14 protein-coding genes are annotated in these 15,120 nt (G+C 52.3%); 10 read left to right on the plus strand and 4 right to left on the minus strand.

Annotated features, from left to right (window positions below):
- Positions 1-110: 110 nt before the first annotated feature.
- Positions 111-662 (plus strand): thiamine pyrophosphate-dependent enzyme, encoded by a 552-nt coding sequence (locus A0W33_RS05310; RefSeq protein ID WP_068837199.1) that lies wholly within the window; start codon positions 111-113, stop codon positions 660-662.
- 124 nt (positions 663-786) lie between these two features.
- Here A0W33_RS05310 and A0W33_RS05315 read toward each other — a convergent pair whose 3' ends face one another.
- Entirely contained in the window at positions 787-1,152 is a 366-nt protein-coding gene (locus A0W33_RS05315) for a SpoIIAA family protein (protein WP_068837200.1), read from the minus strand.
- Between the two features lie 214 nt (positions 1,153-1,366).
- Between A0W33_RS05315 and A0W33_RS05320 the strand changes: the two genes are divergently transcribed.
- Both A0W33_RS05320 and A0W33_RS05325 read left to right on the plus strand, forming a co-directional pair.
- Positions 1,367-1,774: a hypothetical protein gene (locus A0W33_RS05320; protein WP_068837201.1), complete on the plus strand. Its 408-nt coding sequence runs from the start codon at positions 1,367-1,369 to the stop codon at positions 1,772-1,774.
- Between the two features lie 116 nt (positions 1,775-1,890).
- Complete coding sequence (locus A0W33_RS05325; RefSeq protein ID WP_068837202.1) at positions 1,891-2,568, plus strand: hypothetical protein; 678 nt, start codon at positions 1,891-1,893, stop codon at positions 2,566-2,568.
- A gap of 49 nt (positions 2,569-2,617) precedes the next feature.
- On the opposite strand, the gene A0W33_RS05330 is transcribed toward A0W33_RS05325, so the two are convergent.
- Positions 2,618-3,841, minus strand: coding sequence for a lactonase family protein (locus A0W33_RS05330; RefSeq protein WP_082815136.1), 1,224 nt, complete (start codon positions 3,839-3,841; stop codon positions 2,618-2,620).
- A gap of 150 nt (positions 3,842-3,991) precedes the next feature.
- Between A0W33_RS05330 and A0W33_RS05335 the strand changes: the two genes are divergently transcribed.
- From A0W33_RS05335 to A0W33_RS05345, 3 genes are all read left to right on the plus strand, one after another.
- Complete coding sequence (locus A0W33_RS05335; RefSeq protein ID WP_068837203.1) at positions 3,992-4,843, plus strand: alpha/beta hydrolase; 852 nt, start codon at positions 3,992-3,994, stop codon at positions 4,841-4,843.
- Positions 4,844-5,841: 998 nt separating this feature from the next.
- Positions 5,842-6,435 (plus strand): HupE/UreJ family protein, encoded by a 594-nt coding sequence (locus tag A0W33_RS05340; RefSeq protein ID WP_068839948.1) that lies wholly within the window; start codon positions 5,842-5,844, stop codon positions 6,433-6,435.
- A 66-nt stretch (positions 6,436-6,501) separates the two neighbouring features.
- Entirely contained in the window at positions 6,502-8,829 is a 2,328-nt protein-coding gene (locus A0W33_RS05345; protein ID WP_068837204.1) for a M1 family metallopeptidase, read from the plus strand.
- 326 nt (positions 8,830-9,155) lie between these two features.
- On the opposite strand, the gene A0W33_RS05350 is transcribed toward A0W33_RS05345, so the two are convergent.
- A complete protein-coding gene (locus tag A0W33_RS05350; protein ID WP_068837205.1) occupies positions 9,156-10,502 on the minus strand; it encodes an NAD(P)/FAD-dependent oxidoreductase in 1,347 nt (448 codons plus the stop codon).
- A gap of 226 nt (positions 10,503-10,728) precedes the next feature.
- Entirely contained in the window at positions 10,729-11,409 is a 681-nt protein-coding gene (locus A0W33_RS05355) for a carboxypeptidase-like regulatory domain-containing protein (protein ID WP_068837206.1), read from the minus strand.
- Positions 11,410-11,486: 77 nt separating this feature from the next.
- Here A0W33_RS05355 and A0W33_RS05360 point away from each other — a divergent pair, with 77 nt between their 5' ends.
- From A0W33_RS05360 to A0W33_RS05375, 4 genes are all read left to right on the plus strand, one after another.
- Positions 11,487-11,873: an ArsR/SmtB family transcription factor gene (locus A0W33_RS05360; RefSeq protein ID WP_068837207.1), complete on the plus strand. Its 387-nt coding sequence runs from the start codon at positions 11,487-11,489 to the stop codon at positions 11,871-11,873.
- Between the two features lie 127 nt (positions 11,874-12,000).
- Positions 12,001-12,702 (plus strand): YjjG family noncanonical pyrimidine nucleotidase, encoded by a 702-nt coding sequence (locus tag A0W33_RS05365; protein ID WP_068837208.1) that lies wholly within the window; start codon positions 12,001-12,003, stop codon positions 12,700-12,702.
- Between the two features lie 156 nt (positions 12,703-12,858).
- Entirely contained in the window at positions 12,859-14,493 is a 1,635-nt protein-coding gene (pruA, locus tag A0W33_RS05370; protein ID WP_068837209.1) for an L-glutamate gamma-semialdehyde dehydrogenase, read from the plus strand.
- A gap of 229 nt (positions 14,494-14,722) precedes the next feature.
- Positions 14,723-15,103, plus strand: a complete 381-nt coding sequence (locus tag A0W33_RS05375) for an NADH-quinone oxidoreductase subunit A (RefSeq protein ID WP_068837210.1) — start codon at positions 14,723-14,725, stop codon at positions 15,101-15,103.
- Positions 15,104-15,120 lie beyond the last annotated feature (17 nt).

Consider the following 15,120-nt stretch of genomic DNA (forward strand, 5'->3'; position numbering starts at 1 on the left):
CTACTTATCTATCCTGTTAAATCTCCACAAGATTATACTTATCGTATATTAAAGTAGTACCTGCCTCCCCTCCCCAGCTTTAAAGGATTTTTTTACGTGCAGCTATACTTATGAAAGCGCTCTGTGTTCTCCTATTCCTCTGTCTGGCTGTTTGCACCGCAAACGCTCAGAACAGCGATGCCAAAATCGATTACCAGGTATGGGTACACGTGAAGGATAATCCGAGACCATTGAAAGGGGCCCTAATAGAGGTGCAGGACTCTGCCATACGAATTGTGCAACGGGTGTACATCCGGAAAAACAGCATTGTTTCTACAAATGCCTCTATGGTTGTGCCTGTTAGTTCTATCAGTAAAATTCAGGTCAGAAAAAAAGGTAAGGTGGCAAGAGGGGTCTTGCTCGGCGCTTTGGGTGGTATGGCAGTAGGCGCAATTGTGGGCTACGCCAGCGGCGATGACACCTGCCCCCCAGGCTCATGGTGCTTATTCCAGCTTTCTGCGGGGGATAAAGCCGTTATAGGCGGTGTAACCGGTATAGGCCCTGGAATGGCACTTGGTGCCCTGGCAAGCAGCGGCAAAAAGACAACCATCATCAATGGCGATCAAACCCTGTATACCAATGCCAGACATCAGCTACAAAGTTTTGTGAACCAACGGCAGTAGCAAATGATTTGAGCTGTAGGGAGTTTTCCAGAATACTCAGCTTCGGGGAGCGCCTGACAAGGAAAGTTTGTTGCTCCGCAGCACCAGCCGCTCGCGAAACCTTCGGACACCGTGAGGTATTTGTTTATTTTTCCTGCACCCACGCCATGGCCTCCTTCTTCTCCGATAGATCAAAGTAGCGTACGCCTTTCTTTTTAACGGGGCTGATAAGGTTGGCGGCCCACTCCTGCCACTTCTTCTCTCCTACCATGGCCACCCTGCCATAATCCAACCCGTGCACCACATCAAACATTCCGTTTTCTATGGCAGCCACAGCATTTACCTCCCCCAGGTCAAGATCTACCATTTCATAGTATAGATGTGCCTCTTTATACTTGCCCATCAGGTCGCGGAGCAGGTTGCGGTACTGGTCGAAGTCGGCAATGCTGAGGGCCTTGCTTACCCGTACAGCCAGTAGGTTATTGTGTGTTTCAGGTAATATCTCTAACATAGGGCATAAATTTTGACTTGAGTTTAAGTGCCAGCACCCGCAGTGGCATACCACCACTATAGGGGAGCACCTGGTTTATACTTACGGAAGCAAAAGCTGCAAAGTGCCAGAACTAAGGCGAATAACAGTACGTTTAACCTGTAGCCGTTGCGCCCAAAACATACCTGCGCGCACCAGTGCTGTCCTTTAACTCCATATACCTCATACCCTTTCCATGAAGCTGTACGTACCACTCCTCGCCCTGCTTATACTTACTACACTTGCCGGCTTTACCTTCAGCAGCCAGCAAAACCATTATTCTATTGTGGGGCAGTGGAAACTGGTGGACATGCAGATCGGCAACAACAAAAAGGCTAAAGCCAGGAGCGGCATTAAGAAGTCTATTGCCCAAAACGAGATGCGGCTGGTGTTTGAGGAGTCGGGGCAGTTTATGATGGCCCTGGATGCAGATGGCAGAGGCCTGCGCGGTGGCTACTACTACGACACCACCAGCCAGGTGCTAAGTATAACGTACGGCGCCCACACCGATACCGCCCTGGTTTCGTGGGAGGGCGCAAACCGCATGGTGCACTCCACCACAGACGGCCAGACCAAAACCATTATGGAGCGGGTAACAGAGTAGCGCTGCATGTTCACCAGCCGCTCTAGGTTACTTGTTCAAACACCTTTTTTGGCTGTACCAGTTTTAATATATTATAATTTCTTTATATTGTAGGACCATGACTTGTTCCTGTTCCTATGAAAATATCCTTTAACACCACCCTGCACTCCTTTTGGCACCGTGTGCTCATCTGGCTCTTCTGCATGGCTGCTGGGTTTGCCATTCCTTTTTTCTTGTTTCCGGATGGGCAGCTAGTGCCTTTTGCCTTAACGCTAATTAGTTTGTTGGCACTGGCCTGGTACTTGTCAGAACGCTTTTGCCGCGGCATTGTGCGCCTTAGCTTAACCGATGCTGGCCTAAGCCGCGCCTGGCTGAAGCAGTTTCCGATGCAGCGCCGACCGAACAGCACAATACAGTGGGGCGAAATAAAAACCTATACCATCATTAGTGGGGAGGAAGAGATCGTGAGCCAGTTAAAGTTAGAACTGCACAAAGGCAGGACCATCACCCTGGCTCATGATACGGCAGACATAAACCAGCATGGCTTTCTGGAGTTCCTGCAAGCGTTTGAAAAAGAGGTGATCATTCACAATAGCCATATTCAACAGCGGCAGCAAATCATGGCCGGCACACCGTTCTTCCAAACCAAAGCCGGCTTGGCCACCGTTTACGCCGTTGCCGCAGTTATACTTGGTACTTCCTTTTTCGTTTATGAAAGCCGTGTTACTTCTAATTATTTTATTCCTTTTATAGCTAGCTACCTGATTTACTGGGTTCACAACCAGGAAAAGAACACGCTACGCAATTGGTTTTAGCCAGTCTTAACAAAAAAGACCAGCTGTACTAGCTGGTCTTTTTTGTGTTTTACTTTTCCTGACGGAACACCAGGTTAACCGGTTTGCTCACTTCCACCTCCTGTCCGGTGGCGGTCAGTTTGCCGGTAGTCTTATCTATTTTAAAGGTAGTAATGCTGTTTGAGCGCTCGTTTGCCACCAGCAGCACACTGCCGCTTGGGTCGATGGCAAAATCGCGGGGCCAATCGCCGCCCGTTGACACGTGTTGCACCAGGGCCAGTTTGCCCGTGTTTTCATCAACTGAATAAACGACAATGCTGTTGTGCCCGCGGTTGGAGCCGTACACATACTTGCCGTCTGCCGACACCTTTACCGCGGCAGGCTGGTTGTTTCCCGTGAAATCTTCGGGTAAGGTAGGCAGTGTTTGTATCTCCGTGAAAGCGCCTGAGTCCGCGTTGTAGGCCAGGGCAGTCATGGTGGAGTTGAGTTCGTGCAGCAGGTACGCGTACTTGCCATTCGGGTGAAAGGCAAGGTGGCGCGGCCCGGATCCGGCCTCCGATGCATAGGCCACAGCTGGCTCGTTCGGAATTAATGTGCTTCCCTCCAGGCGGTAACCGAAAACCTTGTCAGCCCCCAAATCGACGGAATACACAAATTTACCGGAGGGGTCTGGCGCAATGTAATGGGCGTGCGGCGCCTCCTGCCGTTGCTGGTTAGGCCCGGTGCCTGCGTGTTGCAGCACCGAGGCAGCTTCGCCCAGTTGCCCGTTGTCCTTCACGGGGAAAGAAGCCACATTGCCCCCAACGTAGTTTGCCACCAGCACCGTATTTTCATCCACGGCCACATAGCAGGGCGCGCCGCCCTTAGAAGCCACTCTGTTCAGCAAGGAGAGCTCCCCGTTCTGCTGGTTCACCGTGAAGGCACTCACCGCGCCGCCCGGCTGTCCCTCATACTCCTGAGTTTCGTTCACCGCGTATAGGTGCCTTCCTGCCGAGTCCAGTGCCAGATAAGAGGGGTTCTCGCCGCCGCCAAAGCTGTTAACTTTTGTTAACTCACCTGTGCCCGGGTTCAGGCGATACAGGAAAATGCCCGGGGCATCTGCCACCGCATACGTACCGATGTAGACCATAGACGTTGATTCGCTTTCTGTTTCAGTTTCTGATACAACCGCATCAGTTTCCGCCTGCTCCGAGCCTGAGGAGTTACAGGCGGTAAACGCCATGGAAAACCCGGCCAGGGCAAGGGCAGCTATTTTTACAAAGCTGCGGCGGTTATGGTTGTCAACTGTTCTCATTCTTTTTTCTTGCTGATTGGGTGCCGCTTCTATTGGATGGCAAATAAGTATAATACTGAACCCAAAGTAACTATTCTTCTTATATTAGCCTAAGTAAATCCTTACGCGTGCGCAGCAGACCCGTTGCCCGTAAGCCACATACTTTCACTTATGATAAAAAGACGCTTACTCCTTCTGATCCTATCCCTCTTCTTTTTCGGTGCCAGCGCCGCCCAGGTAGATACGCTGGAAATTGCCAGTACAGCCATGGGCAAAACCCTGCGTGCCGGCGTAGTGGTGCCTGACTCCTACAAAAAGAAAAAGAATGGTCCTTACCCGGTTTTATACTTGCTGCACGGCTACAGCGGCGGCTTCAGAGACTGGCTAACCAAAACACCTGACAAAAACCTCGTGTCGGAGCTGGCAGATAAGTATCAAATGATCATCGTAACGCCCGACGGCGGCTACAGCGGCTGGTACCTCGACAGTCCGCTTGATAAAGCCAACCAGTATGAGACGTTCATCACGAAGGAGCTGGTGCAGCAGGTGGAGGGAAAATACCGCACGCTGCAGGATAAGAACAGCCGCTTTATCTCTGGCTTAAGTATGGGCGGGCACGGTGCTTTATATTTGTCTGCCCGCCACCCGGAGTTGTACCTGGCTGCCGGAAGCATGAGCGGCGCCGTAGACCTTTCTGCCATCGAGGGCGACATACTTACCACAGGCATAGCGCCGCTGCTGGGCCCGAAAGCAGAGAATATAGCGCGCTATAATGCAAGCTCGATAGTGTACCTGGTGCCACAGCTAAAAGCCAGCGGGGTAAAGCTCATCATCGATTGTGGCGTGAATGATTTCCTGATAGAGGCTAACCGCGAACTGCACCGCCGCCTGGTTTACGAAAAAGTACCGCACGATTACATGGAGCGCCCCGGCGCCCACACCTGGCCTTACTGGGGCAATGCGCTGGAGTATCACCTGCTGTTTTTCCAGAAGGCACGGGCAGCGGCTATGGCGGGGAGTTGATGATTGGTGTAAATGTGTTTAATCTTTTAGAGTGGTGTGTTTTGCTGCGGCTATATTTAGCGGCTGTTCAACTATCCCAAGCCATACTTCACATATTGGCGCAAGTCTTTAGACTTGTGTCTTGCTTTGATATTGATCTTGCAACTCGACTGGTTTGAAAAGCCATACTTGTTAGGCGGCGGCTATACTTGTTGCAGCCATCTTGCATAGCGGCTATACTTGCTACACTACCTGGCGCAAGCGTCCGCTTGTGCCGTCGATTGCTCCTGCTATACTTGCATAGTTTCTGTTAGCCGCATCTCCGAACAGGCTATCTTTCCTTGCTCCTGTTCACCCTACAGCTCCCAAATACCTACTGTTCCACTTCCTGCTTTGGAGCGCTCACGGCTGGGGTAGGGGCCCTATATAAGCAGGGCCCCGTCTTGGGGGTAGGGGCCCTCGATAAGGGTATCGCGCTGGGACCTTTTCTTTGCTCACTTCGCGTTGCAATCCCGCTCTCGCGGGACCGAAAAACTCCAAAGGCGCTCTTTTCGAGGGCCCCTACCCCCACCCAAGGACTGGAATCAGTTTAAATGGCCACTGCTAACGGAGCTTCGGCCAAGTCCCCCTTTGAAGGGGGTAGGGGGATGTTTCAGTACTGCTGATAATTCCCCTCCTCGGAGGGGTTAAGGGGTGGGTTCACCAGAATATCCTAAACCACAGCGCTTATACCTGAGGATCGGCAGTTACAAACTGCCCCTCCTTGGACAAGGAGGGGTTGGGGGTGGTTTGATACAGTACAGCAGCAGCACTCCCAACCCTGTTTTTAGGGGAGGGCTGGGGAGGGGTTACTCCTGCTGATTCACTACTCTTCACTTCGTCGACCTACAGACCATGTTCGTCTAATAAATGTTGCAACATCCGCTAAACTGAGCACCCTCCATCCTGCTGCTTTGCAAATGCGCCTGTTCCTGCTTAATTTGCAACTTAGCTCATACTATCATACTTCACGTTACGCTGTGCCATCTGTTTTCTCCACGTACATCGAATTAGGCTTCCATCATATTTTTGATTTCAAAGCCTATGACCACATGCTGTTTCTGCTGGCGCTGAGTGCCATCTATACATTAAACGACTGGCAAAAAGTGATTGCACTGGTCACCTGCTTCACCATTGGGCACAGCATTACGCTGGCACTGGCCACGTTCAAGATCATCCAGTTCGATTCCGCTCTGATTGAGTTCCTGATTCCCGTAACCATACTGCTTACCTGCATCACCAACTTTTTCAAGCTGAAAGGCGCTGCCGCCAAACAAGCCACTATCCTTTCGCTGCACAACCTGATGGCTCTTTTCTTCGGACTGATCCATGGCATGGGTTTCTCAAACTTTCTGCGCCAGATGCTGGGCCGTAACGGCAATATCTGGCAGCAGTTGCTGGCCTTCAACATCGGCATTGAGCTGGGGCAGCTGCTGATTGTAGGCATCATTCTTGTTGCTAGCTTCGTGGCTATGAACCTGTTCCATGCCAAAAAGCGCGACTGGATTATGGTTCTTTCGAGTGCCGCGGCAGGTGTTTCCCTGATTTTGATGATGGAAACAAATATTTTTTAGCGATTGCACACTATCTTTATAAATCTATACTTCAAATCTTAACCGATCTACCTTAACCACAACATAATGAGAAACCTAATTGCAGGGTTGGCGATGGTAAGCTTAGTGGCAGGCCCCCTGGCGGCGCTGGCACAGGATACCAAATTCGGCCAACTGGGCCAGGAATTGCCCACACCAAATACCTATCGCTCAGCTTCGGGCGCACCCGGACACCAGTACTGGCAGCAGCGCGCCGACTATAACATTAAAGTAGAACTGGACGATACGAACCAGTCGATCACAGGCTCCGAAACCATCAACTACACCAACAACTCTCCCGATGTGCTGACGTACCTGTGGGTGCAGCTGGACCAGAACATCTTTGAGCCAAACTCCATGAGTAACCTGACCCGTACAGCTGAGCTGAACGAAAAGGTGCCGCTTCGCGCCGTGGAGTACATGACGCGCGAAGAGTTTGATGGTGGCTTCAAGATCAGCAAAGTAACCGACCGCAACGGCAAGCCGCTGAAGTACACCATCAACAACACCATGATGCGTGTCGATTTGCCTTCGCCCCTGAAGCCAAACCAGAACTTTGCCTTCAACATCGACTGGAAGCACAACATCAACAACCAGAAAACACTGGGTGGCCGCTCAGGCTACGAGTATTTCCCGGGTGATGACAACTACCTGTACGAGATGGCCCAGTGGTTCCCGCGCATGGCTGTTTACGACGACGTAAATGGCTGGCAGCACAAGCAGTTTCTGGGCAGCGGTGAGTTTGCCCTGCCTTTCGGCGACTACAAAGTGAGCATCACCGTTCCTGCCGACCACGTAGTGGCCGGTACCGGCGAGCTGCAGAATGCTAGCCAGGTACTTTCTTCCACGCACCAGAAGCGCTGGGCACAGGCCGCCAAGAGCGATAAGCCGGTGGTAATCGTGACTCAGGAAGAGGCAACGCAGGCTGAGAAGAACAAAGCCAAAAATAAGAAAACATGGGTGTTCGCTGCCGATAACGTGCGCGACTTTGCCTGGGCCAGCTCCCGTAAATTCATCTGGGATGCGATGAACGTGAAAGTGGGCGGCAAAAACGTGCTGGCTATGTCTTACTACCCGAAAGAGGGTAACCCGCTGTGGGGCCAGTACTCTACTGAGGCCGTAGCCCATACGCTGGAAACCTACTCTAAGCGCACCATAGATTACCCTTACCCGGTGGCTATCTCGGTACACGGCCCGGTAGGCGGCATGGAGTACCCGATGATCTCCTTTAACGGCTACCGTCCTGAGCCGGATGGCACCTACTCAGACCGTACCAAGTATGGCTTGATCTCTGTGATCATTCACGAAGTGGGCCACAACTTCTTCCCGATGATTGTGAACTCGGATGAGCGCCAGTGGACGTGGATGGATGAGGGCCTGAACACCTTTATGCAGTACCTGTCGGAGCAGGAGTGGGAGCGCAGCTATCCGTCGCGCCGCGGAGAGCCACGGGATATTGTGGAGTACATGAAGAGCGCCAAAAACACGCAGGTGCCGATTATGACCAACTCAGAATCAGTGCTGCAGTTCGGGCCGAACGCCTATGGCAAACCAGCCACTGCCCTGAATGTTCTACGTGAAACAGTAATGGGCCGCGAGCTGTTCGACTACGCCTTTAAGGAGTACGCCAAGCGCTGGGCTTTCAAGCACCCGATGCCAGCCGACTTCTTCCGCACCATGGAAGATGCCTCTGGCGTGGACCTGGATTGGTTCTGGAGAGGCTGGTTCTACACCACCGACCACACCGACATTGCCTTGACAGACGTGAAATGGTATACGATTGACTCGCAGGACCCGGCTTTTGTGAACGCACAGCTGCGTGAGCAGCAAAACCAGGCACCACAGACCTTGTCGCAGCAGCGCAACCTGAAAGATATTAAGAAGACGCGCGTAGACGACAGGCCAGAGCTGAAGGATTTCTACAACAGCTACGACCCGCTGGCAACTACTGCAGCCGACGAGCAGGCATACCGCCAGTTCATGAGCAAGCTCTCGCCGGAGCAGAAGGAGACCCTTAATTCCGGGATGAACTTTTACGAGGTGAGCTTTGCTAACGAAGGTGGGTTAGTAATGCCGCTGATCGTGCGCATGAACTTTGAGGACGGCACAGAGGAAGTAGTGAACATCCCTGCCGAAATTTGGCGCTACAATAACGACGAGATTACAAAGGTATTCATCACTAAGAAGCCGGTAGTAAGCTTCGAATTGGACCCGTACCAGGAAACTGCTGACACGGACCTGTCGGACAACCAGTTCCCACGCCGTGCCGCGCCTTCTCGCTTTGAGATCTTCCAGCAGAAGAACAATGGCCAGAACCCGATGCAGAAAGAACGTGCCACCAGTAACCGCACTACTCCTGCTGGCAACGGTCAGTAATAGTTTTATACTTACTAAAACAAAAGCGCCCTCCGGAACTGTATCCGGAGGGCGCTTTTGTTTTTATTTAAGGCTACCGTTCCTGCAGACACTCGCAGGAGCTGCGCACGCGACGAGGCCTTTGCAGAGATCCCCTCACCTGGCAGGAGAGGGCTAGGGTGAGGTGGAGTGTTAGCCTATAGGACTGCCTTTTCTAAGAGCAAAATACCCCTCACGCTAGCCCTCTCCCCAAGGGGCGAGGGAACTTTGGCCATAGCACTTAACAAGCAGTCACCACTGTTTCAACAAAATGCCTAGCATCTAAAATCTAACTACTAAAGTTTAAGTTACTCCTCGCCATACTTGTTGATGAACTTGCGCTTGGCCCTGTCGCCTTTCCGAACAAATGGACGGATAATGAGGCGGGTGCCGTTCTCATAGGTGAAGAATTTATAGACCCAGTTGCTTAGCACCACCAGCTTGTTGCGGAAGCCCACCAGCGCCATCACATGCACGAACAGCCAGATGGCCCAGGCGAAGAACCCGCCGAAGTGCAGGTTTCCGGGCAGATCAGCCACGGCGCGGTTACGGCCGATGATGGCCAGCGAGCCCTTGTCTTTGTACTTGAATGGCTCCAGTGGCTCTTTCCGCAGGATGCGCTTCAGGTTTTTAGACAGTAGCTTGCCTTGCTGAATGGCTGGCTGCGCCACGCCCGGGTGCCCTTTCGGAAAATCCGGTGTTTTCATGAAAGCAATGTCGCCGATGGCAAATACATTATCATAGCCCAGCACCTGGCTGTAGTCGTTTACCAGGATGCGGCCACGCTCCACCGATGTTTCTGGCAGGCCCGGAATCAAGGCGCCTGCCACTCCGGCAGCCCAGATAAGCGTATTGGTCCGGATCTGCTCTCCGCTTTTAAAGGTGGCCGTCTCCCCGTCATAGGATTCCACCAACGTGTTCAGGCGCATCTCCACACCTAACTCCTTCAGGTATTTGTGCGTTTTCTCGCTTGCTTCCGCCGACATGGGTGGCAGCACGCGGTCCATGCCCTCCACCAGAATAATGTTCATCTGGTTAAAGTCAAGCCCGGGGTAGTCGGTGGGCAGCACGTGGCGCTTCATCTCTGCCAGGGCACCCGCCAGTTCCACTCCCGTCGGACCACCGCCCACAATTACAAAGTTCATCAGGCTACGGCGCGTCTCTGGGTTTTTCGACATGCTGGCCTGCTCAAAGCACTGCAGCATCTGGCTGCGCAAATTCAGCGCCTCCGGCACCTGCTTCAGCGGGAACGAGAACTTCTTGATCTGGTCGTTGCCGAAGTAGTTGGGTTTGGTGCCTGTGGCAATCACGAGGTAATCGTAGGAAATATCGCCGATGATGGTAGACACGATCCTGCCTTCGGGGTTGATGTTGGTTACCTTTACCAACCGGAAGTGGAAGTCCTCGTAATCGTCGGAGCCGAACATCTTGCGGAGCGGCTCTGCAATGGAATCAGGCTCCAGACCGGCAGTAGCCACCTGGTAAAGCAGGGGCCAAAAACCGTGGTAGTTCTGTTTATCAAACATAATTACCTGGAAATCTTTACCCGAAAGCTTTTTGGCCAGGTTTATTCCCCCGAAACCGCCTCCGATGATAATGACGCGCGGCTTGGTGGTATCAGGTATATTTAAGGAGAGTTGATCTGGTTCAAGCATAGTTTATGAGCTGTTTTGGGAATTGAGATAGCCTGCGGAAGCGGCACTGCACTCCGTCGGCGTACCTGCGTGGCAGCGTACGCGTGTGGCTACACTGGAAAATAACGCATTGCACGGTTGTTAGTTACCAATATAGCCCCGGCGCGTTAAATCACGGCCACAAATAGCCCTTTACCTGTTGCTGTACCAGCAGCAGGCAATACCTATACTAGTTTACTTGGGGAATTTAGTTTCCGCTTTTCTGCTTAAAATCGCCGTTCAGCAGCGACCTGAGCAATCCCGGAATGGCCATCATGTTAATCTGGGAGGGATACATGTAGCGCTGCTGCTGTTGCTGCATCTGCTGTTGTTGCCAGAACCGGAAGTTCTGCGCATCAGACATAGGCGTTATCCGGGCCATCTCGTCGAGCACCCGCGGGTCCAGGTTTTTGGTGATGATGGCGTTGCCCTTGTCCGGCAGCCGCACGTTGGCCACGGCCTCCTTAAAGTCGCGCTCCGTCGGCCACGGGAACACATCCACCGTCGGGAGTTCGGTTGGGTCTTCCTCCATCTGCATAATCACCGAGTAGCTCTGGTTCTCGAAGTTCCTGGGGATGATGAGGTACTGTGTTTTAAAACCCAGGGCGCTGAAAAGCACGCTGTCGCCGGCCAGCACCGGCATGGAGAAATAACCAAACTGGTTGGTGTAGGTGCCGCGATTTGTTTTGGGTACATACACACCTGCCCCGGTTACGCCGTACAGGCTATCGCCGGTGGCCACAAAGCCGGACAGTTGCACCACCCGCTGCTTGCTTTGCGCCTGCGCCTGGTCTGGCAGCAGCAAAAGCAGCAGGGCCAGCAGCGGCAGAAACAGCCATTTCAGTGTATTGGGGGAAGGCGTAAAATACGGTTTGGCAGCAAACGTCATAAGGTACAATTATACTTATTTATCTTTTATAATAGCAGCTTTTGCCTAATTTTGTTCAGACCGCCCACTATTAACCCATGAGACTTAAACACTTTAGCCTGACCTTTGGGCAACAGGTGCTAAAGGCACTGGCCGACGAATCCCGGCTTCGCATCCTCCACCTGATCCTGCACAACAAAGAGATGTGCACCTCTGACCTGGAGCAGGTGCTCGACTTTACGCAAACAAAAACATCGCGCCACCTCTCCTACCTGCGCAACGCCGGGCTGGTCATCAACCGCAAAACCGACCAGTGGGTGTACTATGCCATAAAAGACGAGGCAGCTGACTTTGTGACGCAGATACTCAACTACATGGAGCGCGATACTGTGCTGCAAAAAGACAGGGAAGTATACAACATCCTCTACTCCAACCGGGAGCTGGCGGCGAACAAACAGCAAACCCGCCGCTGGCCGGCCCCGTAACGGCACTTTATACTTAACTCAAATACAGCGCTTTTAGTATTCGCCTGCTTGTCCGCAGTTGCCACTCCTTTAAAACAACGCCGCCGCTCGCGCGTTGTATCCTTATCTAATCCTGAAATCAAGGCAAATGAAAACATATACCCACATCCTCTTCGACCTAGACCACACCCTTTGGGACTTTGAGAAGAACTCCGAAGAGACGCTTTATACTTTATACGAGCAGTTCGGGCTTGGCAAGCACGGCAGGTTCGACTGCAACTCCTTTTACAACAAGTATAAATTTATCAACACCCGCCTCTGGGACCTTTATAATAAAGGAAAGATCACCCAGAAAGAGCTGCGCGAAGACCGCTTCACCAAAACGCTTATAGGCCTGGGGCTGGCAGAGCATGAGCTGCCGCAGGGCATATCGGAGGCCTACACTTCCATGTGCCCCACCAAGACAGCCGTGTTTCCGCATACCTACGAGGTGCTGGAGTACCTGCAGCCCAAGTATGGCCTGCACATCGTAACCAACGGCTTTAAGGAGGTGCAGCACATCAAAATGAGCTCATCTAAGCTACACGACTATTTTAAGGAGGTGATTACCTCGGAGTGCTGCGGCTACAAAAAGCCTGACCGCCGCATGTTTGAGCACCTGCTGGATAAGCTGGAGATAAAGCCGGAAAACTGCCTGATGATCGGCGACAACTACGAGTGCGATGTGGAGGGTGCCCGTGCCGCCGGCATCGACCAGGTATACTTTAACCCGGAAAAGATAAAGGCCCGGAAGCACCCTCGGCCCACGCACGAAATCAGTTGCCTTAGTGAGCTGAAGCAGCTGCTGTAGTGCCTGTTCTTTACCCGGCAACAAGTATAAACCAGCGTTATGAGAGGCCAGTCCCCTGATGCGGCAAAATCAAAATATAAGCCTTACCTTTGTTAAGGAGCCCTCCTAAGAGGTAACTGAGTTAGAAAATCATTCTGAATCTGTAACTATAAAAAAATGGCAACCGGATTTTTCAAAGTACCAACACCTGTTAACGAGCCTGTAAAATCTTACGCCCCGGGCTCACCGGAGCGCGAGGAATTGCAGCGTACCTATAAAGCGCTGAAGTCGCAGCAACTGGATGTACCCATGTACATTGGCGGCGACAAAGTATACACTGATAACAAGCAGCCGATGCTGCAGCCACACGACCACCAGCACCTGCTGGGCCATTTCAGCTATGGCGACGCGTCGCACGTGGAACAAGCGATAAACGCGGCTTTGGCTGCGCACGAGGCCTGGGCAAACATGCGCTGGGAGCACCGCGCCAGCATTTTCCTGAAAGCTGCCGAACTGCTGGCTGGCCCCTGGAGAGCCAGACTGAACGCCGCCACCATGCTGGGCCAGTCAAAGAACGCCTACCAGGCCGAGATTGACTCTGCCTGCGAGCTGATCGACTTCCTGCGCTTTAACGTGCAGTACATGACAGAAATTTACCAGATGCAGCCGGAATCTTCTCCGGGCGTTTGGAACCGCATGGAGCACCGCCCGCTGGAAGGTTTTGTTTTTGCGCTGACGCCGTTCAATTTCACAGCCATTGCCGGTAACCTGCCTGCTTCTGCCGCTATGATGGGTAACGTGGTGGTGTGGAAGCCAGCCAACACTCAGGTGTATGCTGCGCACATGATCATGGAGCTGTTCCGCGAGGCTGGCCTGCCTGATGGCGTGATCAACCTGGTGTATGTGGATGGCCCGGAGGCGGGTGAAGTGATCTTCAAACACCCTGACTTTGCAGGTATTCACTTTACAGGCAGCACAGGCGTCTTCCAGAACATCTGGAAAACCATCGGCACCAACATCCACAAGTATAAAACATACCCGCGCATAGTGGGCGAAACAGGCGGCAAGGACTTTATACTTGCACACAAGTCGGCTGATGCAAAGGCGCTGGCCACGGCTATTACGCGTGGCGCGTTTGAGTACCAGGGCCAGAAATGTTCTGCTGCCTCACGCGCCTACATCCCGAGCAACCTGTGGGAAGAGGTGAAAGGCTATGTGATTGAGGACCTGAAGACGTTCAAAATGGGCGCTCCTGAGGATTTCTCCAACTTCATCAATGCGGTGATCGACGAGAAGTCGTTTGACAAGATCGCCAAGTACATTGAGGACGCCAAGAACAGCAATGAGGTGGAAATCATCGCGGGCGGCAACTACGACAAGTCGAAAGGCTACTTCATTGAGCCAACCGTGCTGCTATCGCACAACCCGACGTACATCACCATGTGCGAGGAGATCTTCGGGCCGGTTATTTCGCTGTATGTGTATGACGAGAACAACTTCGAGGATACGGTGGAACTGGTAAACAGCACCTCTCCTTACGCCCTGACCGGAGCCATCCTGAGCCAGGACCGTTACGTGATTGAGTATGCCATGAACAAGCTAAGCAACGCAGCCGGTAACTTCTACATCAACGACAAGCCAACAGGCGCCGTGGTTGGGCAGCAGCCATTCGGTGGTTCGCGTGCCTCCGGTACAAACGACAAGGCCGGCTCTATGCTGAACCTGCTCCGTTGGGTATCGCCGCGCTCGATCAAGGAAACCTTCGTGCCGCCGGTAGATTACCGCTACCCGTTCCTGGGCGAAGACAAGTAAGGAAAACTTGTAAAAGCATTCCTGTAACAGAGGCCACGTTCCGCAAGGGGCGTGGCCTTTTTGCTTGTAACAATGTATGAACACAGGTCAGAAACAACATGGACAGCAAAATATCATTCTCTTGTGTTTGTGCCTGCCTGGCCGCACATTTTACAAGCACTTTATACTTTTGATTGTTGCTGATTTATACCTAATTTTGCTGTCTAATTTAAGAGAGCACTATATAGTTATGGAACCAACTGTAAATCAGTACATACCATCCGACTACTTGCCCATCCTGATACAGTTTGCCGCGGCGTTGGGCTTTGTGATTTTTGCGCTTACGCTTACCCACCTGCTCGGCCCTAAAAGAGAGAGCGAAGTAAAGGGTGCCGCCTGGGAAAGTGGTATTGAGTCTGTGGGCGATGCGCGTACGCCTATCTCCTACAAGTATTTCATGACGGCCATCCTATTCGTGCTGTTCGACGTGGAAATTATCTTTATGTACCCATGGGCGGTTAACTTCAAAACCTTTGGCCTGGAGGGATTTCTGCAGATGCTGGTGTTCATCTCCCTGCTCATGGCAGGTTTCTTCTACGTGATCAAAAAAGGCATCCTGGATTGGGAATAAGGCATTAAACTTTTACA

The organism is Pontibacter akesuensis (assembly GCF_001611675.1).
In the GTDB taxonomy this organism is placed as follows: Bacteria; Bacteroidota; Bacteroidia; order Cytophagales; family Hymenobacteraceae; genus Pontibacter; species Pontibacter akesuensis.

What these genes read in the sequence shown, in the direction of transcription:
- A0W33_RS05310 (WP_068837199.1), top strand. Translation starts at nt 111, where the DNA reads ATGAAAGCGCTCTGTGTTCTCCTATTCCTCTGTCTGGCTGTTTGCACC.
- A0W33_RS05315 (WP_068837200.1), bottom strand. Translation starts at nt 1,152, where the DNA reads ATGTTAGAGATATTACCTGAAACACACAATAACCTACTGGCTGTACGG.
- A0W33_RS05320 (WP_068837201.1), top strand. Translation starts at nt 1,367, where the DNA reads ATGAAGCTGTACGTACCACTCCTCGCCCTGCTTATACTTACTACACTT.
- A0W33_RS05325 (WP_068837202.1), top strand. Translation starts at nt 1,891, where the DNA reads ATGAAAATATCCTTTAACACCACCCTGCACTCCTTTTGGCACCGTGTG.
- A0W33_RS05330 (WP_082815136.1), bottom strand. Translation starts at nt 3,841, where the DNA reads ATGAGAACAGTTGACAACCATAACCGCCGCAGCTTTGTAAAAATAGCT.
- A0W33_RS05335 (WP_068837203.1), top strand. Translation starts at nt 3,992, where the DNA reads ATGATAAAAAGACGCTTACTCCTTCTGATCCTATCCCTCTTCTTTTTC.
- A0W33_RS05345 (WP_068837204.1), top strand. Translation starts at nt 6,502, where the DNA reads ATGAGAAACCTAATTGCAGGGTTGGCGATGGTAAGCTTAGTGGCAGGC.
- A0W33_RS05350 (WP_068837205.1), bottom strand. Translation starts at nt 10,502, where the DNA reads ATGCTTGAACCAGATCAACTCTCCTTAAATATACCTGATACCACCAAG.
- A0W33_RS05355 (WP_068837206.1), bottom strand. Translation starts at nt 11,409, where the DNA reads ATGACGTTTGCTGCCAAACCGTATTTTACGCCTTCCCCCAATACACTG.
- A0W33_RS05360 (WP_068837207.1), top strand. Translation starts at nt 11,487, where the DNA reads ATGAGACTTAAACACTTTAGCCTGACCTTTGGGCAACAGGTGCTAAAG.
- A0W33_RS05365 (WP_068837208.1), top strand. Translation starts at nt 12,001, where the DNA reads ATGAAAACATATACCCACATCCTCTTCGACCTAGACCACACCCTTTGG.
- pruA (WP_068837209.1), top strand. Translation starts at nt 12,859, where the DNA reads ATGGCAACCGGATTTTTCAAAGTACCAACACCTGTTAACGAGCCTGTA.
- A0W33_RS05375 (WP_068837210.1), top strand. Translation starts at nt 14,723, where the DNA reads ATGGAACCAACTGTAAATCAGTACATACCATCCGACTACTTGCCCATC.